The following is a 25,655-nucleotide window of genomic DNA, read 5'->3' as shown; positions in this document are numbered from 1 at the left end:
CTGGGCGGCTGCCGGGGCCGCTGAATAAGTCAGTGGCGGATGTGGGCCAGGTCGTCTTCGGTCAGGCCGGTCATTTTCATGACGGTATTACGGTCCATGCCGTTCTGCAGCATGGTGCGGGCAATTTATTGAACGGGCATTACACCTTTCATAGTAGCAATGAAATCATGGACCTGAATGCACTGGTTGTAGGGCTGAAACTGGGGTAACGGAATAAGTATCCTCCGGCATAGCCGGAGGTTTTTCAAATGCACCTGTAAGGCTCTGTTACCAGCCGCGCCCTAACAGGCGCATCGCAATCTGACATTTGCATCTATGGATTACTTACCGACCGCAATACCGTCATGAAAATGACAGGTCTGTCTGAAGACGACCTGGCGCAGATCCGCCACTAATCCGTTGCGTCGAGGGACAGGGCAGCCATGGACTGAAAAAAACTCATCCGTTTCCCCGGAAAACACCACCTCAGCGCTCAGCCATCTGGCGTTCTGCGCCCTGGCAGCGCTGGGGCTGGCGCGCCCTGTGCCGAAAACCTGTTCCTGATCCGCTGGCTGGCCGCCGCCCAAAAGCAAAAACGCTTCCCCGGGAGCGTCGCAATTGACCTCCAGTGGTTACTCGAACATGGTCGCAAACACGGCCCGGCCGGCAAACTGCGCCAGCATCTTGACTCCCTCTTTCGCCCCTGCAGCGGCAACCTGGCCGCTCAGTCCGACCTGTTCCGACTCACCTGCGCCTCCAAAACCCTGAAAGACCAGGGCTGGGACAGTAGCGCCCTTACAGGGCGAGCGTCACCGCTTCACGGTTCCGATGGTATTATTGATTGCACCATGAACAGGTAGGACCGCAGGCGGGAGACCATGCCGCACTGCCTATGTGTTGCCACGCGACTGCGCCCTATGTCACTGTCATGCATAACAATAAGTGCTGAGTCAGGCCGTCAGAAGCTGACACCACCCCCAGTACGCCCGCGGTGTCGCTGTAGCCCTTTCCGGCCGTCTGCTGCACCACCGACACGTCCAGGGTCAGGTTCTTCGTCGGCTGCCCCTCAATCCTGGCCTCCTCGCCCGAGGTTACGTACGCCCGTGAGGTGGTTCTCTGCCCCGTTCATGCGCACCCCGGTCTCACCGGTCTGATAAATCCAGTTCACCTCCGCGAACGGCACGAACTCGCGCGCCGTGCCCGTGCCCGTGTCCTTCTTGCTCCTGCCGCGCAGGAAGATGCGCCCATGTCGGGTTGGGCGCAGCGGCGCCCTTTTTACGGGGGGCATCAACATGAGGCATGAAAACCGGGAGCGGCTGCTGGCGGCCAGCGCACAGCAGGTAAACCTGACGGCGGAGCTGGCCGTGGGGCGTGAGGTCGGCCATGAGGAGGGAAAGGGAAATGGCAGACGTTGTGGAAAAGGCGATGAAGGTGATAGCCCTGACGGAAGAGCTGGAAATCCACCACATGCGCAGCCGGCTGGCGGGACCGGGACGGAAGACGTGCGAGGTCTGCGGGGGAGGTGATACCGGCGGGCGCGAGTGCCGTCGGCGGTGACCTGCGTGACCTGCCAGGAAATCCGGGAGTTCCGCCGGAAGACGGGTATACCCAATTGTTACAACCTGACGCGCCCGGCGGGCTTGTCCAACCCCTCGCCTGTTCAGAAACGAATTCTGAACAGACTCACGGTTTGCACTTTGGGTCAACAAATTTAAATACGATCACCAGAACTATTTCCTGGACACTTTTTCCGATAGTGCCTGAATGTCCAGGTGGAAAAGCACTTTTTGCACATTCTTAGTGCAAGGCTGAAAGCTATAGGGGGATGCTTCGATCGGTCTAGATAGGATTACCTGAGTGTCCAATGTGGCGAAGGATTAATGAGAATAGGTAGTTGGTATATTGAGCTTGAGTCCAATCTCCTTTATGAGAACGTAGGTATTTTCCTTGCTGTTGCCAGCAAGTATTGAGGTGATCTCATTCAGATTTTGCGCTGCCCCAAGGACTTCAGATTTTGATGGTACAAACTTTATAACCACATAGTCTCTTTTGAGGCTGCTAGGCAAGGCCGAATACTTCGCCATTAACTGAGACGCAGCGTCTTTCAAATCGTGGATGGTTTCATGATTGGCTCTAAAATTTGTTATCGTTGCTTGTTCACGTAATAAAAGCGCTGTAATCCTCCCTAATTATTCCCGGAATGATATATAAGGCTCAATGAATCTTTTTGCGATGAGCTGACCAACAACAAAAACGGTTACACCGGTGAGAACGGTTACGGCAGCAGACGAACTCATAATTGTACCTAGAGACTGAATCATGGTGGTATACCCTATCTGGAGGGTAACTGCCTATCTACTGGACAGAATGACCTGTATGTCCAAGTGCATGCGGATTTATACTAGCGACCATGATCGCCACAGGAAGAATGGGGTAGCAAATGGCGACTGAGTGGGTAAATGTAGCTGATAACGCCGTTGAAATTGGGCTTGGATCAGCGCTAACAATATTAGGTAGGTATCTGACGCTCAAATTATCACAGCGGCACGAGTTAAGGAAAGAAGCCTTAATTCAGCGACGTAAAGATTTCGACGTTAAAACTGAGCGCTACGTAGATTTTTTATCCAGTTCACGAATGATGATGTAGAAATATATGCTCACCGATTTCAGGCCAGATGGAGATGATTACATGGAGCTTACAAGGCGCCACGAAACGTTATCCCATAAGTGCTTCACCTGCTAGAAATTTGTTAGCTGCGTTTTATTCTGGGCAGAATTACCTGAGCGTCTAGGCTGACGCGGGGATTACGTATCAGAGAGTATTTTCCAGCAGTTCTGCGACCGCACCGGCGCATCGATGCCGGGTTATGCCAGCAGCATTGCCGCTGGCCGCGCAGCTGCTGCGGACGAAATGCCAGCACGGTAAAGGCTGAACACGGTATAATCCCGGCCAGAACATTGTTATTGAGCAGAGCGGATACTCAGCATGAAACTGTACCATTATACTGATCTCAATGGACTGAAAGGCATTATCGAAAATGGCTCACTGTGGGCGACTAATCTTTATTTTCTTAATGACAGTCAGGAATTGCTTCACGGCATGGAATGTATCCGAAAGGCAATCCCATTTATCACAGACAGCCTTCCGCGGGATTACGTAAATTACATTGTCGAGTCAATGAATAAGTATGATCTGAGACAGTCAAAGAATGCTTATAACATTTCCTTTTGCCTTGAGCCTGAATTGCTGAGCCAGTGGAGAGGTTATGCCAGTTCGCAAGGAGTGTGCCTCCAGTTTGAGAGCGACGATCTGCTACAGTCTCTTAATTTCGATGATTGCGAGTATGTTTCGAACAGGGTGATATATTGTGAGAAGGGAGAAACCATACAGGCTAAAGAACAAATAATTAACTTCTTTAATAGTCTGAAGCAGGTGGAGAATGAAGAATACCGGATGCTTTTGGAACCTCTTCATGCTGCAAAATTTGCCAGTACGGTAACACCCTTCTTTAAAAATGACCGGTTCATGGAAGAAAAAGAGTTCAGGTTTGTTCTGTATCCCATAAAGGGTGTCCATGAAATTAATTTCCGCGTCGGGAAAAATGGGCTGATACCCTATATTGAAATTAAAGCCCATCAGGGAGATAAGTACCGGGGGAGAATGCCGATAGAAAAAGTAATCATCGGTCCTAGTTCTAATTCCGAGTTCATGCAGAACGGAATCAGAATGCTACTGGATCAGTACAGATACAGGAATACTGAAGTGGAATTATCACAGACTCCATATCGCGGGTAGTTGCGCAGAAACACCTGAACGTCCAGGCTGACGCGGGGATTACGTATCAGAGAGTATTTGCCAGCAGTTCTGCGACCGCACTGGCGCATCGATGCCGGGTTATGCCAGCAACATTGCCGCTGGCCGCGCAGCTGGAGCACACCATTTGCCAGCACAATATGGGCGTAAAAAAACCGACTGGTGAGGTCGGTTTTTTTACTTCGGCCTGAGCAGGAACCCTGACCGGTTGAGAACATCATCATCTAACGCTTCAATAATATTACCTTTGGGGTAATTTCTCAAGTATGGGGTAGAAGTCAAAGATACACGCTGTATAATCATCGAGTTAGCGCTGTGATATTTTTGCTCCGGAATCGCGCATGAACGATTTTAAAGCCCTGATCAGTAGTACAGGTGGTGCTGTTAACTGGTGCTCTGGCCGGAGTGAGAACATCATCATCTAACAATGAGATATGCTTCGTGACAGGCAATATAAGAGTAAGCGGAGTCTCTCTCGCTCCATTTTATGGAGAAACGGATGATTAACCTGTTAATCATCGTTCTGCGGGCTGTAGTCGCGTGTGCGAATGCGCTGATTGCAGTTCTGGAACTGATCCGCGAACTTATCGACTGATAAGACCGGAAACGTAACTAAGGGCGAAGGGTTAACCACTCTTCGCCCTTTAATATTTATGGGCAGAATTACCTGAATGTCCAACCCATTGCGGCGCAAAATCAAATATGATCACCAGAAATACTCAATATGTGGTTTCGCATGCGAAATCTATTGCGTATCATTATTGATACCCAATGGTTTTTCTGTATACTACTTGTGTCGTCCCGAAAGCACGACAATCAACGCAGAGGCAGATAGCTGCTTCTGCATCTGGCGAAACGCCTGACTCATAGGAGTGTGTATGAAATACTGCAATCATCTCATTAGATTACTGAAATGCTCTCTCAAGTCGTGCCGCCCCTTCTCAAACATTTCGCATGCGAAATCTTAAGGACAGATCCATGACCCTGAAAATTGGACCCATCGGAAAACTCATCGTTGTATGCAGCCAGAAGGGCGGAATCGTTAAATCGCAGTCATCCAGTGAAATTGCACATGACCTTCGTAGTGCTGGCTTTCGTGTGCTTGAAATTGATATGGACTGGACAACTGGTCTGACGGAGAGAGCTTTCCCCGATGACTTACCTTATGAGATAGAACGAGAACCTTTAAGTAACAGTTTTACCCCCGGCGAGGCGAATACATATCAGCTTTTCTTTCCAGAAACAGAGATTCGACCGATTGAACTTCCTGGCGGGCGTTTCTTTATCGGTGCAACCAGTGAGCTTAATGAAATTAACTACCGCAACAGCGACTGCATGTTCGACTTCAGGGATCGTATTGAAGAACTGAAGAAACAGTTTGATTTTATTATTGCTGATTCAGCGCCATCATATTCAAATGTTATGATCGCAGCGCATATGTCAGCTGATTACCTTCTTATTCCTACCCTGCTGGAGAAGCAGGCCCGTAATGCAGTTGGTAAACAACTTACTTATATGCAGAAAATTAAGCGGAACTATAATCCTTCGTTGCAATTCATGGGGACTTATGTAACTCAGACGCAGGTGAAAAATTATAAAAAACCGCTTAAAGAAGGATATCTGGGGCCTATTGATACACTGAATCTAAATCTCCTCATCGAGATTCTTCAAGGTAAAGGCTATTCCGAAGAATACATTCTCGCCTATATATCATTTGTACCTGCTGCTGCAAAAGAAGCGATTGAACTTGGTCTCTCCTTTGATGAATATGACCCTAAGTGTCTTCCTGCAATTCAGTATAAGGAACTTACTCAAAAAATTATCCTGCTCGCAGGAGGCAAGTAATGGCCAAGAAACCTTTTATGAAGCGACTCCAGGCGCAGCAGGAAATGAAAAAAAATGCTGCCGTTGTTTCTGATATTGAACAGGTCATTGCAAATAAACAGCCAGATGAGCAGAGCCATGATAAAGCTGCGCACCAGATTATGGCGGATATTGCCCGCCCGGATATCGAACCTGATGGACAGATAATCCGCGTAGATATAGATCTGGTTTATGCTGAAGAACAAGTGCGACCTGAAGATGACTTCGAGGAAGACATCATCGATGGTATGTCTGATACCTTCGAAACTATAGGGATGCTTACCCCGCCTCGCTGTTATCCTCGCGACAGACGTGGCTACCAGATATGGTTAGGCGAAACGCGTGTTCGTACTGCTCGTAAACGTGGTGATACCCATATTGATATTTATGTTGGTAAACCACCACGGGAAAGAAAAGAACGCATCATCGGCCAGCTCATTGAAAACCTGCAGCAGTCTGGTTTGAAACCATTAGCGACCGCAAAATCGTTCTATGAGCTCAAGCATCAGTTCAATATGACGGGTGAGCAGATCGCCAAAACAATGGGTAAGCCTACCTCATTTGTCAGTAAACACCTTCGTCTCATTGATGCACCGGAAAATGTTACCGCCCTTCTCCGGGATAAAGTCACATCCGATGTCGATTTGGCATACACACTGATACAGGTAAATGAAAAGTCTCCTGAAGAGGCCGAGAAACTTGTCGCAGCTGCGCGGGTGTCTGGTATTTCACGCGCGCAGGTTAAAGCGGTTCTTGATGGAGTGAAGAACAAAAGCAAAGGTGAGATTTCGCATGCGAAATCTAAGGCTCAGAACAAAAAACCAACCAGGCTTTTGGGCAGCAATTCAGATGTAAAAACCTGGCAGGTTGTTGTCGAGATAGACGGTCAGCAAGGGGTAATAATGACTGACCGTGCGCCAGACAAAGATGGGTATGTGTGGGTGAAAATGGAAATTGGTGAGATTTCAGTTGAGGCTTCTGAACTATGCGTCAAAGGGATGCGAGCTTAGTGATGAAATCAACCCCGTTCACCGAAATGGCCACGGCATTCCGTGGCCAAATTGTTCGCTTCTGGGCGCTTCGTTATCCCGGAACGCAATCCGAAGCAGCTGCCGCATTAACAGAAGCGGCTATTAATTTAGGATACGTTACAAGAAGCAGGCCCGTACCCGGCACGGCGTTACTTTCATGGGCCTCTAACCCGGCTGAAACTCCGTTTTGGGCAGCTCAGACAGCGTTAACATTGATGCTCAGCATCGGCTGGAAACCCGAAAGTAACCAGGACTGGTGTGGTATGTCGGCGCTGATATTCAGAGCTAATCGTACACTTCCGCTTGAGCAGTTAGTCGCTTCCTTGCCTGATAGCATAGACAGGCAAACTGCTACCGGATGGTTCGTAGCAGCAATTGAAGAGGATGCCAGCTACCGTTACAACAGGAAATCCACATGACCTTTCAAGAACTTGATGCTTGTATCGCGGGCTCTGGCAGACGTTCTATCGCTTCGGCATTAATCGCTTTTATTCTTGATGCGCTTGATGACGGACAGGATGGAGTTGATCTTGATACCTTCCAGAGCCACACGCGCTTCGTTCGTAATAACGTAACCACTGTAGCCAGTTACCTGCAGTTTCATGGAATTATCCATATACATTATTACCGTGATGGTGCTACAGAACGTCAGTATGAGTCCGTAAATAATTACGGGCGATGGGCAAAGCAGCACTATCGTCCTTCTGAGGCTCTTATACAGCTGCATCGACGTGATTAAATCAAAAGATTTCGCATGCGAAATCCATGTATTCTTCAGTCCGGAACATAGGCTGTATTTCAGGTTCCTCCCATCATGTGACCACCGTGCCGCTACTATAGCCGGGCCGCTTCGAATGCAAGGGTTCGCTCTGCCGGTGTCCTCACCCGGTCGCAGTTAATATCAAAGGCATTACCCGCTGTCTTCCCGTCGTTTTCCGTCTCAATTTTCGCCGTCAAACCGTCCAGCCAGCGTCTGCTTTTTCACTGCGCTGCGGCCTGCGGCACCGCCCTTGCATTCTCCGCTTTGCGCCCGGCTTTCGTATCGGCACGGCGCATAGGGTGCCGCATTTGAGAAAGGAGAAATACCATGTCCCGATTTATTTTGGGTGACTGCGTCCGGATAATGTCCGGCTTTCCGGATAATGCTGTCGATTTCATTCTGACCGACCCGCCATATCTGGTAGGTTTTCGCGACCGTTCCGGGCACACGATTGCCGGCGACCGCACCGATGAATGGCTGCAACCCTCCTGCCATGAGATGTACCGTGTACTGAAAAAAGACGCGCTCATGGTAAGTTTCTACGGCTGGAACCGCGTTGATCGCTTTATGGCCGCCTGGAAAAATGCGGGATTCAGAGTTGTCGGCCACCTGGTGTTCGCCAAAACCTACACCTCTAAATCTGCCTATGTGGACTACCGCCACGAATGCGCCTATATCCTGGCGAAAGGCCGTCCGGCACTGCCTCAGAATCCATTACCGGACGTCCTGAGCTGGAAATACAGCGGCAACCGGCACCACCCGACCGAAAAGCCCGTAACCAGCCTGCAACCACTCATTGAGTCCTTCACACATCCCGGCGCGATAGTCATGGACCCCTTTGCCGGCAGTGGCTCCACGGGCGTGGCTGCGCTTCAGGCTGACCGTCGCTACATCGGTATCGAACTGCGGGAACAGTACCACCGGGCCGGGCAGCAGCGTCTGGCCGCCGTCCTGCGCGCCATGCAGTACCCGGCCGCTAACGACGACCTGCCGGAGGCCGCGTAATGAATTATCAGGGACATGAACAACTGCGTGACGACCTGGCAGTGCTATCCAACACCATGAGCGACCTGCGCCTGCATATCCGGACGCTGGAAGTAAAGTATCACGACGGATGCCCCGCGCTGGTTGATGCGCTGGCCGCTGATTTCCTCCGCAATCTCAACGAGCAGTATCTCGCCGTTTACATGCGTGTACTGGCGTTCAGCGACTGTTTTCACGACTGATTGCGACCGGGCGGTGTTCCGCCCGGTTACCGGTGGCGTACTGGCTGATATAGCTGTTCTTTCGGTTTTTCTTCCAGTTGTGTCTGCCTGTGGGCGACTTCCCTGGCGGGAACCGGCGCTGTCGTAAACGGAGCCGGTAATCCCCGCCACCCTGCGGGGCATGGTCAACAACGACATGAAAACGACGGCAACCGCCGTGATGGCGCTTGTTCAGGACGGCTCAGCCAGCGGCGTTGCCATCGATCCGACCCGCTTTCGCGAGTACGGGATCGCCAGCGTGCCGTCCCTGGTGGTGTACTGCGAGGCGGGCCACGACGTGATTCGCGGCAATATTCATCTGAAGCAGGCGCTGGAAAAGGTGGTGGAGAAGGGCGAGTGCAGGGATGAAGCGCACCAGTTGCTTAATAAAGGAGAGGCCAGATGAGAAGAGCAATACTGATGCCGGTGGTGGCTATCGCCACCACGATGGCGGGCGTGAATGCATTTGCTGATGCTGACGCGCAGTACAGGGCGGGGGCTGATTTTGCCCGTCAGGTACAGGGGCAGGGTGAGAGCAGCCTGAAAAACTTTAACCCCTCAGCGTCTATTCCCAACTATACCGCCTCACCCGGTGAGAAGAAGTACTATGGCGGCGTGACGGCGACCGGTGATGGTGCGCTGAAAGCGGACGGTACCACTGGCTGGACTACTAATGAGGCCACAAAGGCCGTCACCGACTCGTTTGTTAACAACCCGAAGGAGCCCATTTCACCCGACGCGCCGTTTATTAAGGCCAGCCAGGATGTCCAGTCCCGCGCCGATACCCTCATCGGCAAAACGGGGCAGACGCAGTGCGAAGCGCAGAACATCAGCCGCAGCGAGTTCACCAACTATACCTGCGAGCGCGACCTGCTGGTTGAGCAGGCCTGTACCAGGACAGCCAGTATCACAGGTGACTGGAAGGAAACCACTGAGACTAAAACCTACACCATCACTTCATTTAATTTTAGTCGATCCGGCAAGCAAATCGTCTTCAGTTTTACCTCTCCTGAGGCGGGTATGGTGAACAGTGCCAGCCTGAATGTCACCACACAAAATTATCTCTGGAATTCCCGCGCTAATTTTATGAATACCATATTCAATCTTGGCTGGAATGCCACTATTGGCCTCACAGGAGCAACGGGGTTGACTCTGACTAAAGGTCAAACCGTACAGGGTAGTAGCTGCAGCGGAAACGGCAGTTGTACGGGGACGGTCGACAATATTATTTATAACGATATGGCCAGCGGAAAAACGCGTTTTACTCTGACTCTGATCATGCAGGTTAAAAGCCGGGTCTGGATACCCAGAGTGGAATGGGGTGAATCCTGTCCGTTTAGCAAAAGCGAAGGTACGCTCAAGAAAACAGAGTGTATTGATCCGGGCAGTACTAAGACTGTCGTGGTTGAGGGCAAGCCCTACCAGGTTACCCAGGCATGCTGGAAGTACAAAGACACATATATGACCCAGGCTGCTGACAATGGCACCTGCAAAACCTACATGAACAATCCGGCCTGTACGCTTGCCTCACGCACCTGCGCCTTCACGGCAGAAGACGGCAGCGGCTGCCTGCATGAATACGCGACGTACTCCTGTGAAACACGTACTTCCGGTCAGGTGATGATATGCGGCGGCGACACCTTCTGTCTTGATGGTGACTGTGCGCGGGCGCAGAACGGTAAAAATAACGATTTTGCACCTGTCGTTTCGGCACTCGCCGCGCTGGCCGCTGCGGGCAAGGACGTGGCCGCCATTAACAGCGTTAACGTGCGCGCCTTTACCGGCAGCGCGAAGTTCTGCAAGAAGTTTGCGGCAGGCTTCAGCAACTGCTGTAAAGACGGCGGCTGGGGCCAGGACGTCGGGCTTGCCAGGTGCAGCAGCGAGGAGAAAGCGCTGGGCAAGGCCAAAGAGAATAAGCTCACGGTCAGTATCGGTGAGTTCTGTTCAAAAAAAGTGCTCGGCGTCTGTCTCGAGAAGAAGCGCAGCTACTGTCAGTTTGACTCAAAGCTTGCCCAGATTGTGCAGCAGCAGGGACGTAACGGTCAGCTTCACGTCGGCTTTGGCAAGGCCAGCAGCCCGGACTGTCGCGGCATCACCCAGACTGAGCTGCAGCAAATTAATTTTGAAGCGCTCGACTTCTCAAACTTTTTCGACGATCTGCAAAAGAACAAGAAAATCCCGGATAACGACACCCTGACGAAGCGCGTCCGCGAGGAAATCGCCGCACAGCTGAAGAACAAACAGTAAGCCACTCATCACCCACTCAGGACACTCCATCATGAAAATTAAAGGATTTACTGGACGCCTTATCATCAGCCTGATTGTCGCCTCACCGGTGCTTTACTGGTGCGGGAATATCGTTGATGAAACATCGCGCATCGATGTGTTCTTTATGGCGCTGATGATTGTGCTTTTCGTGGCGGGAGTTCTGCTGGCGTGGCTGTTAAACCCGCTTTTCAAACGATAACCGACCTGCTTCGGGATAAGGAAGGTTCCAGTGAAAAAGAGAAAGACAGCGTTAGCGCTGCTGCTTCTTGGCAGCGTTTTTTCCGCCACAGGAAAAGATGCCGGCTGGCAGTGGTACAACGAATCGCACAGAACGCCGGAGGACGACAAATCCTCTTCAGCACAGCCTCAGCAGGCCTCGCCGGACATCATGGAGAAGCTTGCCACGCTTCAGCAGGCCACGAAGCGCGCCATGTACGAGGCCATTCTGTATCCGGGCGTGGAGAACTTTACCCGCTACTTCCGCCTGCAGAACTACTGGACGCAGCAGGCCGGGCTGTTCTCGATGAGTGCTAAAAAGGCGATGCTCGAGCACCCCGAGCTGGACTACAACCTGCAGCACAGCCACTACAACGGTACCGTGCGCAACCAGCTGGCGGCGGACTTTGCCGACCAGCGCCGCGCCATTGAAACGCTGGCTCAGCACTATGGCGTGATGTTCTTTTACCGCGGACAGGACCCGATCGACGGCCAGCTGGTTCAGGTCATTAAAAACTTCCGCGAAACGTATCACCTCAGCGTCATTCCGGTCTCCGTGGACGGTATCGTGAATCCACTCCTGCCGGATACCCGAATGGACGGTGGACAGGCCAGCCGGCTGGGTATTCGTTACTTCCCGGCGCTGATGCTGGCCGACCCTAAAAGCGGGACGGTCAAACCCGTCTCGTATGGCTTTATCAGCCAGGATGTCTCCATGTGGCTGTCCATCGCCATTCGCGGGCTGCTGGCGATGGGGGAAAATCGTAACCGCCGCGTGTGGATCTTTGCCGATGAGCTGCCGACCCTGCACAAGCTGCCGGACCTGGTTGAGATCCTGCCGGAGGCGCGTAAGTTTGGCGGCTGCTACGTCATTGGCATCCAGTCCTACGCCCAGCTGGAAGATATTTACGGGCAGAAACCGGCGGAAACGCTGTTCGACGTGCTGAACACCCGTGCCTTTTTCCGCTCGCCGTCGCGCAATATCGCCGAGTTCGCCGCCGGTGAAATTGGTGAGAAAGAAATCCTCAAGGCATCCGAGCAGTATTCCTACGGTGTGGACCCGGTACGCGACGGTACCTCGGTCGGCAAGGACATGGAGCGCGTCACTCTGGTGAGTTACTCCGACGTCCAGACGTTGCCGGATCTCTCCTGCTACGTCACGCTTCCCGGACCTTATCCTGCCGTGAAGATGGCGCTGAAGTATCAGCAGCGTCCAAAGGTGGCACCGGAATTCATTCCGCGCACCATCGACGGGAAAGCGGAAGAACGTCTGAATGCCGCGCTGGCTGCACGTGAGCATGAATCCCGCAGCATCGCCATGCTCTTTGAACCGGATGCCGACGTTATCGCGCCGGAGGTCAGTGCAGAGAATGACGGCCAGCCACAGCAGCCACAGCAACTGACGCCCGCGCCCCGCGCTGCAGACGCGGCATCCGTAGCGGGTGTAGCAGGCGTCGGCGGCGTGGAGCCTGAGCTGAAGACAAAAGCGGAAGAGGCTGAGCAGCTGCCGCCCGGCATCAGTGAAAGCGGTGAAGTGGTGGATATGGCGGCATGGGAGGCGTGGCAGGCGGAGCAGGACGAACTGTTTCCTCAGGATAGGCAGCGTCGTGAAGAAGTGAACATCAACGTTCACCGGGCGCCTGAAAAGGATCTGGAGCCGGGAGGGTACATTTGATGCAGGTACTAGCACCAGTCTTCTGTTCGGATACCCGGAATACGTTCAAACTCGCGAAGGTTATTTGTGACAACTATCAGTCCGCGGCTACGGGCATGTCCGGCAATCATCTGGTCGTAAGGTCCGACAGGCGTTCCCTTGCGGGCAAGTTCAGCCCGGATTTGCCCGCTATGTATCGCTGCCTGCGCGTCATAGTCCAGGACCTCCAGGCGGGAGGCAAAACCCTCCACCACTGCAAGATTACGTTCCGGCACCTGGCTTTTTTCCGCACCATAGATCAGCTCCATCAGGGTGATGGAGCTGATACACATTCTGGACGTGTTGAGGTTGAAGCGTTCCCTGACGTGTTCTGGCTTATTTTTAATGGTGAAAATACAGATATTTGTATCGAGCATGAATTTCAGCATCAGAATCCTTCCCGTTCCTGCTCTTTGGGTTGTTCCCTGACGTTCATAAAGTCAGCGCTGACACCTTCACCGTCAAACCAGCTGTCCCAGGACTCTCCGGCCGGTGTAATGAGCCGGCTTCTGCCAACGGCAATGACTTCAACGTGTTTCACGCCTTCCGGAAAGGATATCGATTTAGGCAACCTGACGGCCTGGGTCCGGTTACTCAAAAAAAGCGTTGTATGCATGACTCTCTCCTTTTTTGGGATATACGCGGTGTATATCCATTATGGTTGGTGGTTTTGTATATGTCAATGGAATATACGTTCCGTTAGGGAGGGTAAGCACCAGGGAGGATACATCTGATGATGAGCATCGGGTCGGTAAAATCCGCCGGCAGCGCGGGCAATTATTACACCGATAAGGACAACTACTACGTTATCGGCAGTATGGGCGAGCGCTGGGCCGGAAAAGGGGCTGAAGCGCTGGGGCTCTGCGGCGGAGTGGACCAGAAGGTCTTTACAAAGGTTCTGGAGGGACGCCTGCCGGACGGGAGCGACCTCAGCCGGACTCATGACGGGGCGAACAAGCACCGTCCGGGCTACGACTTCACCTTCTCTGCGCCCAAAAGTGTCTCCGTGATGGCGATGCTCGGTGGCGACAAGCGTCTTATTGAGGCCCACAATCGCGCCGTGGATACGGCCATTAAGCAGATAGAGGCGATGGCCTCCACGCGGGTTATGACGGAGGGCAGGAGCGAGACGCAGCTGACCGGCAACCTGGTGATGGCGTTGTTTAACCACGATACGAGCCGCGACCAGGAGCCGCAGCTGCATACCCACGCCGTGGTGGCCAATGCCACTCAGCATGGCGATGAGTGGCGAACACTCAGCAGCGACAGGGTGGGCAAAACCGGGTTTATAGAGAATATCTACGCGAACCAGATTGCCTTTGGCCGCCTGTATCGTGCCGCGCTGAAGGATGACGTCGCGGCGATGGGCTATGAGACTGAGACGGTCGGCAAACACGGCATGTGGGAGCTGAAGGGCGTACCGACGGAGCCGTATTCCAGCCGCAGCAGGACCATCAGCGAGGCGGTCGGGGATGACGCGTCCCTGAAATCCCGCGACGTGGCGGCGCTCGACACCCGCCAGTCGAAGCAGAAGGTTGACCCCGAACAACGCATGGCCGAGTGGATGCAGACCCTGAAAGAGACGGGGTTTGACATTAAAGCCTACCGCGAGGCGGCAGACCTGCGGGTTGTGCAGGGGAATATTCCCGTCACGGCGCCTGAAGCCATTGATATTAACAGCAGCGTCGGACAGTCCATTGCGATGCTGAGCGACCGGCGGGCGCGGTTCACGTATTCCGAACTGCTGGCCACCACCCTCGGACAGCTGCCCGCGCGGTCGGGCATGGTGGAGATGGCGCGTGACGGCATCGATGCGGCGATAAAAAATGAGCAGCTCATCCCGCTGGATAAAGAGAAGGGGCTGTTTACCTCGAACATCCACGTGCTGGATGAGCTGTCGGTGTCGGCGATGACCCGCGATTTACAGCGGACGGGGCAGGCCGACATTTTTCCGGAGAAGGGAGTGCCCCGCAGCCGGTCATACAGCGATGCCGTGAGCGTTCTGGCCCAGGACCGTCCGCCGGTGGCCATCATTTCGGGTCAGGGCGGGGCGGCCGGCCAGCGTGAGCGCGTGGCGGAGCTGACGATGATGGCGCGCGAACAGGGGCGTGACGTGCAGATTATCGCCGCCGACAGGCGCTCGCGCAGCGCCCTTATGCAGGATGAGCGCCTCAGTGGCGAGCATATCACCGACAGGCGGGGGCTGACGGAGGGCATGGCCTTTACGCCCGGCAGCACGCTGATTGTGGACCAGGGGGAGAAGCTGACCCTGAAAGAAACGCTCACGCTGCTCGACGGCGCGCTGCGCCATAACGTCCAGCTGCTGATTGCCGACAGCGGCCAGCGCACCGGGACCGGCAGCGCCCTCACCGTCATGAAGGAGGCGGGAGTGAGCACGCTCGCGTGGCAGGGCGGTGAGAAGACGCAGGTCTCGGTTATCAGCGAGCCTGACCGGCGGCAGCGGTATGACCGCCTGGCCGCTGACTTTGCCCGAAGCGTCCGCGCAGGTGAACACAGCGTGGCGCAGGTCTCCGGCCCGCGCGAGCAGGCTGTGCTGGCAGGCGCTGTCCGCGAGGCGCTTAAGGCGGAAAAGGTGCTGGGCGAGCGGGAGGTCACTATCACTACGCTGGAGCCGGTCTGGCTCGACAGCCGCCATCAGCAGGTGCGCGACCACTACCGGGAGGGGATGGTCATGGAGCGCTGGAATGCCGAAGCACGCAGCCGGGAACGCTTTGTCATTGACCGCGTGACGGGCCGCAACAACAGCCTGACGCTGCGCAACGCACAGGGTGAGACGCGGGTGACTCGCCTGTCTGAACTCAACAGCAGCTGGTCGCTGTACCGCACCGGCACGCTGCAGGTGGCCGAAGGCGACCGTCTGGCAGTGCTGGGTCAGGCGCAGGGGACGCGGCTCAAGGGAGGCGATACGGTGACCGTTAAGACGCTCGGGGAGGCGGGGCTCGTCGTCAGCCTGCCGGGGCGTAAGGCGGACGTGGTCCTGCCCGCTGGTGACAGTCCGTTTACTGCCGCGAAGGTGGGTCAGGGCTGGGTGGAGTCGCCGGGCCGCTCGGTGAGCGACAGCGCCACGGTCTTTGCCTCGCTGTCGCAGCGCGAGCTGGATAACACCACGCTGAACAGACTGGCGCTCAGCGGCCGGGCGGTGCAGCTCTATTCCGCGCAGACGGCGCAGAAAACGACGGAGAAGCTGTCGCGTCAGTCTGCCTGGAGCGTGGTGTCTGAACAGATTAAGGATGCGGCGGGGCATGACAGGCTCGATGATGCCCTGGCGCACCAGAAAGCCGGGCTGCACACGCCGGAGCAGCAGGCTATCCATCTGGCCATTCCGGTGCTGGAGGGGAACGGCCTGGCGTTCACGAAGCCGCAGCTGATGGCCGCCGCGAAAGAATTTGAGCAGGACAGCCTCAGCCTGCAGGCCATCGAAAAGGAGGCGGACCGGCAGGTGCGCAGCGGCGCCCTGCTATCGGTGCCGGTATCGCCGGGAAACGGCCTGCAGCTGCTGGTCTCACGCCAGTCGTACAACGCTGAAAAAAGCATTATCCGCCACGTCCTTGAGGGAAAGGAGGCCGTCACCCCGCTGATGGATAGGGTTCCGGACGCGCAGCTGGCGGGCCTGACCGACGGGCAGCGGAACGCCACGCGCATGATACCTGAATCCCCCGACCGCTTTACCCTGGTGCAGGGCTACGCGGGCGTGGGTAAGACCACTCAGTTCCGGGCGGTCATGTCGGCCATCGGCACGCTGCCGGAACGGGAGCGGCCGCGGGTTATCGGCGTGGCCCCCACCCACCGGGCGGTGAGCGAGATGCGAGATGCGGGCGTACCCGAAACGCAGACGCTGACGGCCTTTATTCACGACACGCAGCAGCAGCTGCGCGGCGGCGAACGACCGGACTTCAGCAACGTCCTGTTTCTCGTGGATGAAAGCTCGATGGTCGGTAACGCCGACATGGCGAAGGCGTACAGCCTGATTGCCGGGGGTGGGGGACGCGCGGTCTCCAGCGGGGATACCGACCAGCTGCAGTCCATTGCCCCGGGCCAGCCCTTCCGCCTGCTGCAGAAGCGCAGCGCCATTGACGTGGCGGTGATGCAGGAGATTGTTCGCCAGACGCCGGAGCTTAAACCTGCCGTCTACAGCCTGATTAACCGCGATATCGGCAGCGCCCTGACGACCATTGAGTGCGTGGTGCCGGCACAGGTGCCGCGCAGGGCGGATGCCTGGCAGCCGGACAGCTCCGTCATGGAGTTTAGCCGCGAACGGGAGGAGGCCATCGCGAAAGCCGTGGCGGCCGGCGACATGATGCCCGGCGGGCAGCCCGCGACGTTGCTGGAGGCCATCGTGAAGGACTACACGGGGCGCATGCCGGAGGCGCAGGCACAGACCATCGTTATCACCGCCCTGAACGCCGACCGCCGCCAGGTGAACGCCATGATTCATGACGCCCGTCAGGATGCCGGTGAGGTGGGTGAAAAAGAGGTCACGCTGCCGGTCCTTACGCCTGCCAATATCCGCGACGGGGAGCTGAGGCGCATGGCAACGTGGGAGGCGTCCCGCGACAGCTTGGTCCTGCTGGACAGCACCTATTACAACATTGAGTCGCTGGACGGGGGTGCGCACCTGGTGACGCTGAAGGATACGCAGGGCAACACCCGTAGCCTGTCGCCCGCGCAGGCGGCGACAGAGGGCGTCACGCTCTACCGTCAGGACACCATCACCGTATCGGAGGGCGACCGGATGCGCTTTTCGAAAAGCGACAACGAGCGGGGCTTCGTGGCCAACAGCGTCTGGTCGGTCAGTGAGATAAAAGGTGACAGCGTCACGCTGTCGGATGGAAAACAGACGCGTACGCTCACGCCGTCAGCGGAGCAGGCAGAACAGCACATTGACCTGGCCTATGCCGTCACCGTTGAAGGCTCACAGGGTGCAAGCGAACCCTTCTCCATCTCCCTGCAGGGCACGGACGGCGGACGTAAGCGGATGGTGAGCTTCGAGTCAGCCTACGTGGCGCTGAGCCGCATGAAGCAGCACGCGCAGGTCTATACCGACAACCGGGATAAGTGGGTGGCCGCGATGGAAAAATCGCAGGCGAAAAGTACGGCGCATGACATTCTCGAGCCGCGCGGCGACCGTACTGTCGCGAATGCCGCCCGCCTGACGGCGACGGCAAAAGCGCTGGGTGAGGTGCCTGCCGGTCGCGCTGCGCTGCGCCAGGCCGGGCTGCAGCCCGAGGGCTCGATGGCGAAATTTATTTCGCCGGGGCGTAAATACCCGCAGCCGCACGTGGCGCTGCCCGCTTTTGACCGCAACGGCAGGCAGGCGGGCGTCTGGCTGAGCGCCCTGACGTCCGGAGACGGGCAGCTTAAGGGGCTGGGCGGTGAAGGTCGGGTGATGGGCAGCGGGGATGCGGCGTTTGCGGGTCTGCAGGTCAGCCGTAACGGCGAGTCGCTGCTGGCGCGGGATATGGAAGAGGGCGTGCGGCTCGCGCGGGAGAATCCGCAGAGCGGCGTGGTGGTGCGGCTCGAAGGCGAGGCGCGACCGTGGAACCCTGGCGCTATTACCGGCGGTCGGGTCTGGGCCGACGGCACCGGTACGCAGCCCGGAGAGACGGTTCCGCCGGAGCTGCTGGCGCAGCAGGCCCGGGAGGCTGAGGTGCAGCGGGAGCTGGATAAGCGTGCTGAAGAGGCGGTCCGCGAGATGGCCCGCAGCGGCGACAGGCCGGCCGGAGGGGCTGACGTCGCCGTCCGGGATGTGGTGCGGGATATGGATCGGATAAAAGAAACGCCGGCATCTCCCCTCACGCTGCCGGATGCGCCGGAAGAACGCCGCCGGGATGAGGCGGTGTCTCAGGTGGTGCGCGAGAACGTGCAGCGGGACCGCCTGCAGCAGATGGAGCGCGAAACGGTGCGCGACCTTGAGCGTGAAAAGACCCTGGGAGGCGACTGATATGCGCACTGAAAACCATCCGCTGTTCCCTCTTGTGGTGGTGGCCGACTGCTGGCTGCAGCGTCTGCTTGTGTGGACGCCGGGCCAGACTGACCTTATCAAAACCGTGGCGCTGCTCCTGATGGTGGCCGACCACATCAGCATGCTGTGCGGACTGGATAATGACTGGCTACGTCTAGCCGGTCGGGGAGCGTTTCCGCTCTTTGGCCTGGTCTGGGCCATGAACCTCGCCCGCCATCCGCAGATTCAGCAGCGCACCCTGAACCGGCTCTGGATATGGGCCGGGGTGGCGCAGGGCGGCTGGATACTGGCCGGGCTTCGCCCGGACCTGGGCAATATCCTGTTTGCCTTTGCGGTCAGCGGACAGGCGCTGGCGCTGATGCAGCGGCACGGGCCGCGTGCGTGGCCGCTCTCCCTAATGCTGGTTCTGGCCTGGCTGCCGTTTTCGGCGGGAAGCTACGGGCTGGCGGGGGTAGTCATGCTGATGCTGGCCTGCGGCGTCTGTATGGCGGGCCGGCGCACCACGCGCACGGGACTGGCGCTGTGTCTGGCGCTGGCGACACTCGCGCTGAATGCTGCGGACAGCGCTGCCTTTGCCATCGCGGGTCTGGTGATACCCGGCGTTACCCTGACGGTGCTGAGCCGGACCTGTTGCCGCGTGCCGAGGTTCTGGCCGCGCGAATTTTTCCCGCTGTTCTACGCGGTGCACCTGGCCGTCATCGGACTGATGGTGATGTGATATCTGCCGTGTCAGAATAGGGTCAGTCAGGAGAATACACGTGAAACAGATTTATCCGGAGGCAGGATGAAAGTGCAGGGGCGCCCCACGCTGACGCTGCGCCATAAGACGGAGCCAGAAGGTCAGCGTGCCGTAAACAACAGTGAACCGGACAGTGCGGGACCGGGCCTGGTCACGCGTAAAAAGACCGTGGTGGTGAACACGACTCCTGCCTGGAAGGTCAGGAAGCAGGCGGTGGATGAGAGCGCGAAAAAGGCACAGGCAGATGAGAAGGCCGCCCGAAAAGCAGAGAAAGCCCGGTTGTGGGCAGAGCGACAGGCGCAGGAGCGGGAGGCCATGCGCAGACCAGCCCCGGAACCGGTTTACCGGAAGGTCATGCCGCTTACGGACGCGATCGCGCTCCTGGAACGTTGCTGGCCAGCCCTCGTTACGGACGGCCAGCCGCAGCTCCTGGCGGTCAGCATCCGGGAAACGATGGTAAATGATATTCGTCAGCGCGGGCTGGATATCTCCGTGAAGACGCTGAAACGCTGCCTTGCCGCCGTCACCCGCTCGGATGCGTATCTGGGCGCCATGACGGTGGGCGCGTGGCGTAAAAACCTTGCCGGTGAACCAGTCGCACCGGTGAGTGCGGAGGAGGCGGCATATGCGGTGGCGCGCAGGGCTCAGGAGCATGCTAAACGACAGCGCAGGGCGGCGAGGGAAGCCACCCCGCCCGTGCACGATATGAACAGATAACTGCAGAGAAGAGAAAAATACAGAATGAACATGAATAAAACCCTTTCATTCATGCAGTCGCGCTGGGACGGGGGAACTGACTGGCATTCTTCATACTAATAAGCATCGTCATTTGATTCGCAATCTACATCTATTCAGGTGAGTCATGCGCCAACATGGCTCACACTTTCGCGTAAAGTTAAGTCGCTGATTTCACGAATCTGTAGTATCCTCCGCGAAACGATCCTTGTTTGATCCTTGAGGAGGCAGAGATGTCGCAAGTCGAAAATGCAGTAACTTCCTCATCGAAAGAAAAGCGTTCTTACCGAAAAGGTAATCCGCTAACTGCTTCTGAGAAGCAGTTAGCGGCTGTAGCTCGAAAGCGGATTACACACAAAGAAGTGAAAGTCTTTATCCGTAACCCTCTTAAAGATCGCATGATTGCGCTGTGTGATCAGGAAGGGATAACTCAGGCCCAGTTCATTGAAAAACTCATCGAGCGGGAACTTAGTGAACAGGGGCTGCTGAAGTAAAGGCTTTACTTTTTGATGTTCAATGCTAGATTACTGATCGTCTGAAGGATTTTGGCTGGTTATAGCAGGCATCCACGATATGGATCATGTCAGCGGTGTTGCGGCCGAGCCGGTCCATTTTGGTGCAGATGATGATGTCATTTTTTTCAGCCCGGCCAAGCAGCCGCTGTAACCCTTCTCGTTCGTCTGTAGCCCCGATCATCATGTCGGTAAAAATTCGGTCCTCCCGCACACCGGCATTTTTCAGCTCAGCCACCTGGAGCGTCAGCTTCTGGTGACTGGTTGATACCCTGGCATAGCCCAGTAACGCCATTTCAGTCTCACAAATCGATTATGATACATGAGTGTATCATAATGTATAAAATGCGATTTGTGATACCTGTTTCCACTCTGGTTTTGACGGGTATCAGATATCATAATATCTGATACTGCCAAAAATAGGATACGAAGAACGGATATCAAAGAAATGCGCGAATGACCAGTGATTTTCTGATCGATGACCAGATTCAGAATTATGGCTGCTATGTCGCCGAGCCAAAGGAAGTTCAGCTGGCAAAGTATTTTCATCTTGATGAGCGCGACCTGGATTTCGTTTATCAGCGCCGGGGCAGGCATAACCGGTTTGGCATTGCTCTTCAGCTCACCACCGCCCGTTTTCTGGGCTCGTTTCTGAATGATCTCATGCAGACCCCTGCTGGCGTACGGCGCTATGTGGCTGCCCAGTTAGGGTTACCGTGAGGGACAGGAAGATCAGCTTGGTGCGCTGGGCCTGGTTACGAATGCGGTAGTGCTGTGGAACACGCTTTACATGCAGGAAGCGCTTTCACATCTCAGGATTATGGGGGAAACGCCAGAGGATGAACATATTGCCCGCCTGTCACCGCTGATGCACGGGCACATCAATATGCTGGGGCATTATACGTTCATGCTGCCGGAGGATATTCTGAGGGGAGAGTTGAGACCATTAAATTTCAATTTAAACAATGGATTATTGCCTTAGCGTGGTTTTTTACACGATTGACCGTCAAACCCCTATAAGTATTTCCCTTCCAAGGTGGCGTTATTTGAAGCGGTTATCCTCAATAACAGTGCCCGATTTCTTACTGAGGCGGCCTGTAGGCTCAACCCGAAGTGAAAAAATATGCTTTTCCCTATATGGCAGAAGAACTGCAAGGGTTAAAAGCGTCTTATCGAATTCCCTGCCCCCAGGACCCGCCGCCAACCTGAACACTGGAAAAAGTGCAGAGTTTTCTTTGTGGCAGTGATGAGGAACTAAGCAGTGATTCTCTGTCGCGTCCGGCAGCCATAGCGGATGACAACGCAGCAGCATATGGCGCGTAGTGGCGACGTAATCGCGAGTGAACTTTCCGGAGTTAACGCAGGCAGGAACCGTGCACTGACAGGGTATTTTCCCATGCCGGGCGCGTCAGTGAGGCTCGATGACAGCAACACCCTTCTTGTGGAGTGCTGGGAGAGATATGAACCGTCGTTAACTACGGTTTGGTCATTCAGCCACCTGAAATATTATTCCACGCCAAGTGTTATCGTCGCTGTGGCTTTATACGAACCAGCGTTAGCTCCTTCTTTAATAGATGATCTGACCAACGGGGTGATCTTTGTGACTGTATCTACTCGCCCAACAGGATATTTTTCGATTCCGTCAGCTTTCCAGCGCAGTCCGGTTTTATCGCTGATCGCTTCAATGGTAATATTGCTATCGTCATACAGACTGCCATCATCGCTGGCCTGTCCACCATTGAGCGTTAAAAAGACAGTAGGGGACGAGGTAAAATCACTGCAGTCTACAGAAATCGGAAGCTCAGCTGATGAACTCGGACTGAGTTTGGACACAGGTGGCAGCTTAACAGCCTTAAGTGTTGAAATGCTACAGGTAGGTCTAGCAATTTCAAAGGTTAATATTAATTTACTGACTGTAGCGTTATTGATACTTACTGGCCAGTATTCAGTCCCCTTTACATCGCATTCGTATTGTTGCTTCGTCGACATTGACTGGCCACTTTGAGAGACACTCAGCCATAATTTTGTCGTAAAAAAAAGCGACGCATTGCTTAATTCCAGACTGTCAGCCTGTTCATCCTTATTCCTGAAACCCTTAACCTTAATGTTTAACCCTGTTGAACCATTGACGGGAGAACAGGTATCTGCCCACTGAACTCCCAGACTGACCTGTGATGCTCCCTTGAGCAAATAGGCCGGCAGGGACATAGTGACATCATCAGACCATGCAAAATCAATGCGCCCCAACATGGCAGAATATTGTTCAGCGCTAATCTTTATGTCTGTTTTCGGTACGTCTTCCTCTGCATACAATGCAGGGCACAGAAAAAAAATAATAAGGTAAAATAATTTAGACATACTGAAACCATGCGTTGTTATAGTGTTACAACATTAGTACGGAACTGACATGCTCGATTTTATCTCTTAACCGTGTGTCGTTCATCAGGGTAACCATGAGCATGTTTTTTAATGCACTCCTTAAGGAGTCGCATAGAGATATGTAAACGATGGCGTGTCTATATTTCCATCCTCCACCACAAGGATTAAACATTGTAACATTTTTGCGCACTCCACAAAACCATAAAAGCTGAATTATTTCCTCTTTAATTCAAAGAATGCAAGTTGGCCAGACGAAGTGACCGCGCTCCAGGTGTTTGGTGAACAGGCACAGGCCGTCCCGGTCTGCCCACAGCACCTTGATCATGTCGCCGCGACGCCCGGGGAAGATGAACAGATGCCCGCTGAACGGGTCATCCTGCAGCGTGTTCTGTACCCTGGACGCCAAGCCGGTAAAGCCGTTGCGCATGTCCGTCACGCCGGCAACCAGCCAGATGCGGGAACCCGCAACGAGTGATATCACTGCGAACTCCCCTGCATCTCCCGGATGAGCATCTGCAGCAGTTCAGGCGTCAGTGCTCCACCGATACGCAGCGTACCGGCGGGCAGAACCAGTTCGCAGCAGGATGACTCCCCGGACGGAACGCCGGACGGCAGGGCCTGGCTGCCGGTGCCGGCAGTCAGCGTGACGGGCAGTATGGCTGGCGCATCCGTTCGTGCAGCGAGCAGTCTCTGCTGATAAAGACGCCGCCAGTTGAACAGCAGGTTGTCATTAATATTATTCTCACGGGCCAGCCGTGCCACGCTGACGCCGGGGTGCATCGATTGCTCCACCAGGGCAATTTTGAATTCGCGGGGAAAATTGGGACGACGTGACCGCCTGCGGGGCGCCGGTTCCGGGGCAGCAGGCAGAACGGCGCCTTTACATGATGTCGGCAGATAAAGGCGTTTTTCCAGACTTCCGGCATTGACGCTGACCGGCAGGGGCCACGGTAGCCCGGATTTGCGAAAGCGTACGAAGAGATCGCAGACGGTGGTCTTGGGGATACCTAACCGGCGTCCCGCCTCAATGCGCGACAGTTTTTCATCAAAATGGAGGTGAAGGGCCTCAAGGAGCCATGTCCGGTGTTTCACGCGATAGTGTCCATTAAAAAATGATGGACACTATTTTCCCGGAACAGGAGTCTTCTGCACAGACGGTCTCTGTGTGACGCTTACCCAAAAAGTAACAAGATTTTTGAAAAACAGATCCGGCAGTTCATCCGGATGAATGATTCTGGCCAGTACACCGGCCATTCCATTCTCATGCTGTTCCGCAAATCCGATGACAGGAAAGTTGGTTTCTTATGGTTATGTGCTGTGCAGGATTTGGCCGGCAGACCATGTACCGAAATCCGAACAATCAACATCACAAAATCAATGCGCGGTAAAGGTTGTGGCACCCGGCTGCTGTCCATTGCCCTTGACGAATATCGATCACATATCGTAACGGCAAAGTGTTATCCGGGATCAGTTCTGATGTCAGGAATGCTTAAACGACGGGGCTTTGAAGTTATGGGAACGTCTGAGAGAGGTTCTGAGTTTCTTTGCCTGGAGCCAGAATAAACTACCGACAATCAACACAATGCTACTGACAGATTACATTGACAGCGTGTACGGAACAGTACGTGCAAAACGAGTGGCCATGCGATAAATGGATGCAGACGGTTCCGGATGCGACTCTGTTGTCGTTCAGGTTAAAATACGTCAGCATGACCGTAAGCGGAAACCCGCCAAAATTTTGCGGGATAAATAAATAAGGAAAAGGGCGGGCAGTGACGCGGACAGAAAAATCGGGCCATCTGGCATGGTGCGCCCTGGTGGCGCTTGCGCTGGCCAGACAGAACGGTGATGTGCGGTCACCGGCACAGGAAAACCTCTTTCTGACCCGCTGGCTTGCCACCGCCATGAAGCAGCACCGCTTTCCACGCGAAGTTGCCCCCGACATTGAATGGTTGCTTAAGCAAGGACGCCGGTACGGGGCCGGAGCAAAGCTTGCCAACAAGCTGGACTACCTCTGGCGCTCCTGCACCGGCTCGCTTTTGGAGCAGAACGACCTTTTCCGGCTGACGTATGCCCTGGAGACCGCGAAGGACATGCATTGGGCTTACCGGTTGCTCAGCGACCGGGAGTGGTCGGGACGCCATGCCGCTGCCCTGAATCCTGATGTCAACGGCATTTACGTGTCCCGGACCAGCCTGGACGCGGCGTTTGACGACGACGGCTGGCAGGTCAGCCCGTTAATGGCGCGCCTGACCGGGCGCGTGAAGGGGCTGGAAACGCTGTTTAACCGCTGTGGATGGCAGATGGCCAGCGAAAGGCCGTCCGGCCTTTATGTGCTGACGGCAGAAAAATCTGAATTAACACAAGCACAGGTAAAATCAGCACAGCAGCTGCTGTCTTCAGCTGACCGGAATAACGGCGTTTACTGACTACAGTGGA

General features: G+C 55.1%; 23 protein-coding genes and 8 pseudogenes. 24 read left to right on the top strand and 7 right to left on the bottom strand.

Annotated elements, in window-relative coordinates:
• Positions 1-29: 29 nt before the first annotated feature.
• Positions 30-125, bottom strand: a pseudogene (locus F3I44_RS24410) (hypothetical protein); the annotation flags it as partial.
• A 204-nt stretch (positions 126-329) separates the two neighbouring features.
• Here F3I44_RS24410 and F3I44_RS24075 point away from each other — a divergent pair.
• The 16 genes and pseudogenes from F3I44_RS24075 to F3I44_RS24395 form a co-directional block, all read left to right on the top strand.
• Positions 330-395: pseudogene (locus tag F3I44_RS24075) on the top strand (hypothetical protein); the annotation flags it as partial.
• 45 nt (positions 396-440) lie between these two features.
• Positions 441-839 (top strand): DUF2913 family protein, encoded by a 399-nt coding sequence (locus F3I44_RS23285; protein ID WP_368668637.1) that lies wholly within the window; start codon positions 441-443, stop codon positions 837-839.
• 2,126 nt (positions 840-2,965) lie between these two features.
• A pseudogene (locus tag F3I44_RS24405) lies at positions 2,966-3,092 on the top strand (hypothetical protein); the annotation flags it as partial.
• Positions 3,080-3,775 carry a DUF2971 domain-containing protein gene (locus tag F3I44_RS23265; RefSeq protein WP_370452885.1) on the top strand — a complete coding sequence of 232 codons (696 nt, stop codon included), beginning with the start codon at positions 3,080-3,082 and terminating at the stop codon, positions 3,773-3,775. The pseudogene F3I44_RS24405 and the gene F3I44_RS23265, both read left to right, overlap by 13 nt.
• Positions 3,776-4,292: 517 nt before the next feature.
• Positions 4,293-4,388, top strand: a complete 96-nt coding sequence (gene dqlB / locus F3I44_RS24190; RefSeq protein WP_282440866.1) for a DinQ-like type I toxin DqlB — start codon at positions 4,293-4,295, stop codon at positions 4,386-4,388.
• A 383-nt stretch (positions 4,389-4,771) separates the two neighbouring features.
• Complete coding sequence (locus tag F3I44_RS23260; RefSeq protein WP_150019656.1) at positions 4,772-5,638, top strand: ParA family protein; 867 nt, start codon at positions 4,772-4,774, stop codon at positions 5,636-5,638.
• On the top strand, positions 5,638-6,666 hold the full coding sequence (locus F3I44_RS23255) for a ParB/RepB/Spo0J family partition protein (RefSeq protein ID WP_150015801.1): 1,029 nt from the start codon (positions 5,638-5,640) through the stop codon (positions 6,664-6,666). Before F3I44_RS23260 ends, F3I44_RS23255 begins: the two co-directional genes overlap by 1 nt.
• Before the next feature lie 2 nt (positions 6,667-6,668).
• Positions 6,669-7,106 (top strand): hypothetical protein, encoded by a 438-nt coding sequence (locus tag F3I44_RS23250; protein ID WP_150015805.1) that lies wholly within the window; start codon positions 6,669-6,671, stop codon positions 7,104-7,106.
• On the top strand, positions 7,103-7,426 hold the full coding sequence (locus F3I44_RS23830) for a hypothetical protein (protein ID WP_190285993.1): 324 nt from the start codon (positions 7,103-7,105) through the stop codon (positions 7,424-7,426). Before F3I44_RS23250 ends, F3I44_RS23830 begins: the two co-directional genes overlap by 4 nt.
• Before the next feature lie 348 nt (positions 7,427-7,774).
• A complete protein-coding gene (locus F3I44_RS23240) occupies positions 7,775-8,452 on the top strand; it encodes a DNA methylase (protein ID WP_150015799.1) in 678 nt (225 codons plus the stop codon).
• Entirely contained in the window at positions 8,452-8,673 is a 222-nt protein-coding gene (locus tag F3I44_RS23235; protein WP_150015798.1) for a hypothetical protein, read from the top strand. Before F3I44_RS23240 ends, F3I44_RS23235 begins: the two co-directional genes overlap by 1 nt.
• A 139-nt stretch (positions 8,674-8,812) precedes the next feature.
• Positions 8,813-9,097: pseudogene (trbC, locus tag F3I44_RS23230) on the top strand (type-F conjugative transfer system pilin assembly protein TrbC); the annotation flags it as partial.
• Positions 9,094-10,938, top strand: coding sequence for a type-F conjugative transfer system mating-pair stabilization protein TraN (traN, locus tag F3I44_RS23225; protein WP_150015795.1), 1,845 nt, complete (start codon positions 9,094-9,096; stop codon positions 10,936-10,938). The pseudogene trbC and the gene traN, both read left to right, overlap by 4 nt.
• 31 nt (positions 10,939-10,969) lie before the next feature.
• Positions 10,970-11,158 (top strand): conjugal transfer protein TrbE, encoded by a 189-nt coding sequence (trbE, locus tag F3I44_RS23220; protein ID WP_150015794.1) that lies wholly within the window; start codon positions 10,970-10,972, stop codon positions 11,156-11,158.
• A gap of 30 nt (positions 11,159-11,188) precedes the next feature.
• A pseudogene (traF, locus tag F3I44_RS24400) lies at positions 11,189-11,875 on the top strand (type-F conjugative transfer system pilin assembly protein TraF); the annotation flags it as partial.
• A gap of 9 nt (positions 11,876-11,884) precedes the next feature.
• Positions 11,885-12,850 (top strand): annotated as a pseudogene (locus F3I44_RS24395) (type IV secretion system DNA-binding domain-containing protein); the annotation flags it as partial.
• Between the two features lie 8 nt (positions 12,851-12,858).
• Here the strand turns inward: F3I44_RS24395 and vapC are convergent.
• Positions 12,859-13,257 carry a tRNA(fMet)-specific endonuclease VapC gene (vapC, locus tag F3I44_RS23210; protein ID WP_150015786.1) on the bottom strand — a complete coding sequence of 133 codons (399 nt, stop codon included), beginning with the start codon at positions 13,255-13,257 and terminating at the stop codon, positions 12,859-12,861.
• Entirely contained in the window at positions 13,257-13,484 is a 228-nt protein-coding gene (vapB, locus tag F3I44_RS23205; protein ID WP_150015785.1) for a toxin-antitoxin system antitoxin VapB, read from the bottom strand. The genes vapC and vapB overlap by 1 nt, the downstream gene beginning before the upstream one ends.
• A 117-nt stretch (positions 13,485-13,601) precedes the next feature.
• Here vapB and traI point away from each other — a divergent pair, with 117 nt between their 5' ends.
• From traI to F3I44_RS23185, 4 genes are all read left to right on the top strand, one after another.
• Positions 13,602-18,830: a conjugative transfer relaxase/helicase TraI gene (gene traI / locus F3I44_RS23200; protein ID WP_150019654.1), complete on the top strand. Its 5,229-nt coding sequence runs from the start codon at positions 13,602-13,604 to the stop codon at positions 18,828-18,830.
• A gap of 1 nt (position 18,831) precedes the next feature.
• On the top strand, positions 18,832-19,569 hold the full coding sequence (gene traX / locus F3I44_RS23195) for a type-F conjugative transfer system pilin acetylase TraX (protein WP_150019653.1): 738 nt from the start codon (positions 18,832-18,834) through the stop codon (positions 19,567-19,569).
• 66 nt (positions 19,570-19,635) lie between these two features.
• On the top strand, positions 19,636-20,307 hold the full coding sequence (locus tag F3I44_RS23190) for a fertility inhibition protein FinO (protein ID WP_223811740.1): 672 nt from the start codon (positions 19,636-19,638) through the stop codon (positions 20,305-20,307).
• Between the two features lie 251 nt (positions 20,308-20,558).
• A complete protein-coding gene (locus tag F3I44_RS23185; RefSeq protein ID WP_150016041.1) occupies positions 20,559-20,819 on the top strand; it encodes a replication regulatory protein RepA in 261 nt (86 codons plus the stop codon).
• A 25-nt stretch (positions 20,820-20,844) separates the two neighbouring features.
• On the opposite strand, the gene F3I44_RS23180 is transcribed toward F3I44_RS23185, so the two are convergent.
• The gene (locus tag F3I44_RS23180) at positions 20,845-21,132 is read right to left on the bottom strand and encodes a recombinase family protein (RefSeq protein WP_223811739.1); all 288 of its coding nucleotides are present in this window, start codon (positions 21,130-21,132) and stop codon (positions 20,845-20,847) included.
• Positions 21,133-21,293: 161 nt separating this feature from the next.
• Here F3I44_RS23180 and F3I44_RS23175 point away from each other — a divergent pair, with 161 nt between their 5' ends.
• Both F3I44_RS23175 and F3I44_RS23170 read left to right on the top strand, forming a co-directional pair.
• Positions 21,294-21,557 carry a DUF4158 domain-containing protein gene (locus F3I44_RS23175; protein WP_150016042.1) on the top strand — a complete coding sequence of 88 codons (264 nt, stop codon included), beginning with the start codon at positions 21,294-21,296 and terminating at the stop codon, positions 21,555-21,557.
• Positions 21,550-21,819: pseudogene (locus F3I44_RS23170) on the top strand (Tn3 family transposase); the annotation flags it as partial. The gene F3I44_RS23175 and the pseudogene F3I44_RS23170, both read left to right, overlap by 8 nt.
• Before the next feature lie 524 nt (positions 21,820-22,343).
• On the opposite strand, the gene F3I44_RS23165 reads toward F3I44_RS23170, so the two are convergent.
• The 3 genes and pseudogenes from F3I44_RS23165 to tnpA form a co-directional block, all read right to left on the bottom strand.
• Entirely contained in the window at positions 22,344-23,195 is an 852-nt protein-coding gene (locus F3I44_RS23165; RefSeq protein WP_150016043.1) for a hypothetical protein, read from the bottom strand.
• A gap of 265 nt (positions 23,196-23,460) precedes the next feature.
• A pseudogene (gene tnpB, locus F3I44_RS23160) lies at positions 23,461-23,697 on the bottom strand (IS66 family insertion sequence element accessory protein TnpB); the annotation flags it as partial.
• A complete protein-coding gene (tnpA, locus tag F3I44_RS23155) occupies positions 23,694-24,308 on the bottom strand; it encodes an IS66-like element accessory protein TnpA (RefSeq protein ID WP_150016045.1) in 615 nt (204 codons plus the stop codon). The gene tnpA and the pseudogene tnpB, both read right to left, overlap by 4 nt.
• 132 nt (positions 24,309-24,440) lie before the next feature.
• On the opposite strand from tnpA, the gene F3I44_RS24390 reads away from it, so the two are divergent.
• Positions 24,441-24,779 carry a GNAT family N-acetyltransferase gene (locus tag F3I44_RS24390; protein ID WP_150016046.1) on the top strand — a complete coding sequence of 113 codons (339 nt, stop codon included), beginning with the start codon at positions 24,441-24,443 and terminating at the stop codon, positions 24,777-24,779.
• Between the two features lie 209 nt (positions 24,780-24,988).
• Positions 24,989-25,645 carry a DUF2913 family protein gene (locus F3I44_RS23145; protein ID WP_150016047.1) on the top strand — a complete coding sequence of 219 codons (657 nt, stop codon included), beginning with the start codon at positions 24,989-24,991 and terminating at the stop codon, positions 25,643-25,645.
• Positions 25,646-25,655 lie beyond the last annotated feature (10 nt).

Origin of the sequence: Pantoea sp. F_5 (genome assembly GCF_008631595.1) — a bacterium.
GTDB classification, from domain to species: domain Bacteria; phylum Pseudomonadota; class Gammaproteobacteria; order Enterobacterales; family Enterobacteriaceae; genus Pantoea; species Pantoea gossypiicola.
This window is presented reverse-complemented; position numbering and strand designations above follow the sequence as displayed.

Bases quoted from the DNA above. Each gene is read 5' to 3' on its own strand.
- F3I44_RS23175 (WP_150016042.1), top strand. From the start codon at position 21,294: ATGACCAGTGATTTTCTGATCGATGACCAGATTCAGAATTATGGCTGC.
- F3I44_RS23250 (WP_150015805.1), top strand. From the start codon at position 6,669: ATGAAATCAACCCCGTTCACCGAAATGGCCACGGCATTCCGTGGCCAA.
- F3I44_RS23165 (WP_150016043.1), bottom strand. From the start codon at position 23,195: ATGTCTAAATTATTTTACCTTATTATTTTTTTTCTGTGCCCTGCATTG.
- dqlB (WP_282440866.1), top strand. From the start codon at position 4,293: ATGATTAACCTGTTAATCATCGTTCTGCGGGCTGTAGTCGCGTGTGCG.
- trbE (WP_150015794.1), top strand. From the start codon at position 10,970: ATGAAAATTAAAGGATTTACTGGACGCCTTATCATCAGCCTGATTGTC.
- F3I44_RS23185 (WP_150016041.1), top strand. From the start codon at position 20,559: ATGTCGCAAGTCGAAAATGCAGTAACTTCCTCATCGAAAGAAAAGCGT.
- F3I44_RS23180 (WP_223811739.1), bottom strand. From the start codon at position 21,132: ATGGCGTTACTGGGCTATGCCAGGGTATCAACCAGTCACCAGAAGCTG.
- F3I44_RS23830 (WP_190285993.1), top strand. From the start codon at position 7,103: ATGACCTTTCAAGAACTTGATGCTTGTATCGCGGGCTCTGGCAGACGT.
- F3I44_RS24390 (WP_150016046.1), top strand. From the start codon at position 24,441: ATGAATGATTCTGGCCAGTACACCGGCCATTCCATTCTCATGCTGTTC.
- vapC (WP_150015786.1), bottom strand. From the start codon at position 13,257: ATGCTGAAATTCATGCTCGATACAAATATCTGTATTTTCACCATTAAA.
- F3I44_RS23240 (WP_150015799.1), top strand. From the start codon at position 7,775: ATGTCCCGATTTATTTTGGGTGACTGCGTCCGGATAATGTCCGGCTTT.
- F3I44_RS23190 (WP_223811740.1), top strand. From the start codon at position 19,636: ATGAAAGTGCAGGGGCGCCCCACGCTGACGCTGCGCCATAAGACGGAG.
- F3I44_RS23235 (WP_150015798.1), top strand. From the start codon at position 8,452: ATGAATTATCAGGGACATGAACAACTGCGTGACGACCTGGCAGTGCTA.
- traI (WP_150019654.1), top strand. From the start codon at position 13,602: ATGATGAGCATCGGGTCGGTAAAATCCGCCGGCAGCGCGGGCAATTAT.
- F3I44_RS23255 (WP_150015801.1), top strand. From the start codon at position 5,638: ATGGCCAAGAAACCTTTTATGAAGCGACTCCAGGCGCAGCAGGAAATG.
- traX (WP_150019653.1), top strand. From the start codon at position 18,832: ATGCGCACTGAAAACCATCCGCTGTTCCCTCTTGTGGTGGTGGCCGAC.
- F3I44_RS23260 (WP_150019656.1), top strand. From the start codon at position 4,772: ATGACCCTGAAAATTGGACCCATCGGAAAACTCATCGTTGTATGCAGC.
- F3I44_RS23265 (WP_370452885.1), top strand. From the start codon at position 3,080: ATGGAATGTATCCGAAAGGCAATCCCATTTATCACAGACAGCCTTCCG.
- vapB (WP_150015785.1), bottom strand. From the start codon at position 13,484: ATGCATACAACGCTTTTTTTGAGTAACCGGACCCAGGCCGTCAGGTTG.
- traN (WP_150015795.1), top strand. From the start codon at position 9,094: ATGAGAAGAGCAATACTGATGCCGGTGGTGGCTATCGCCACCACGATG.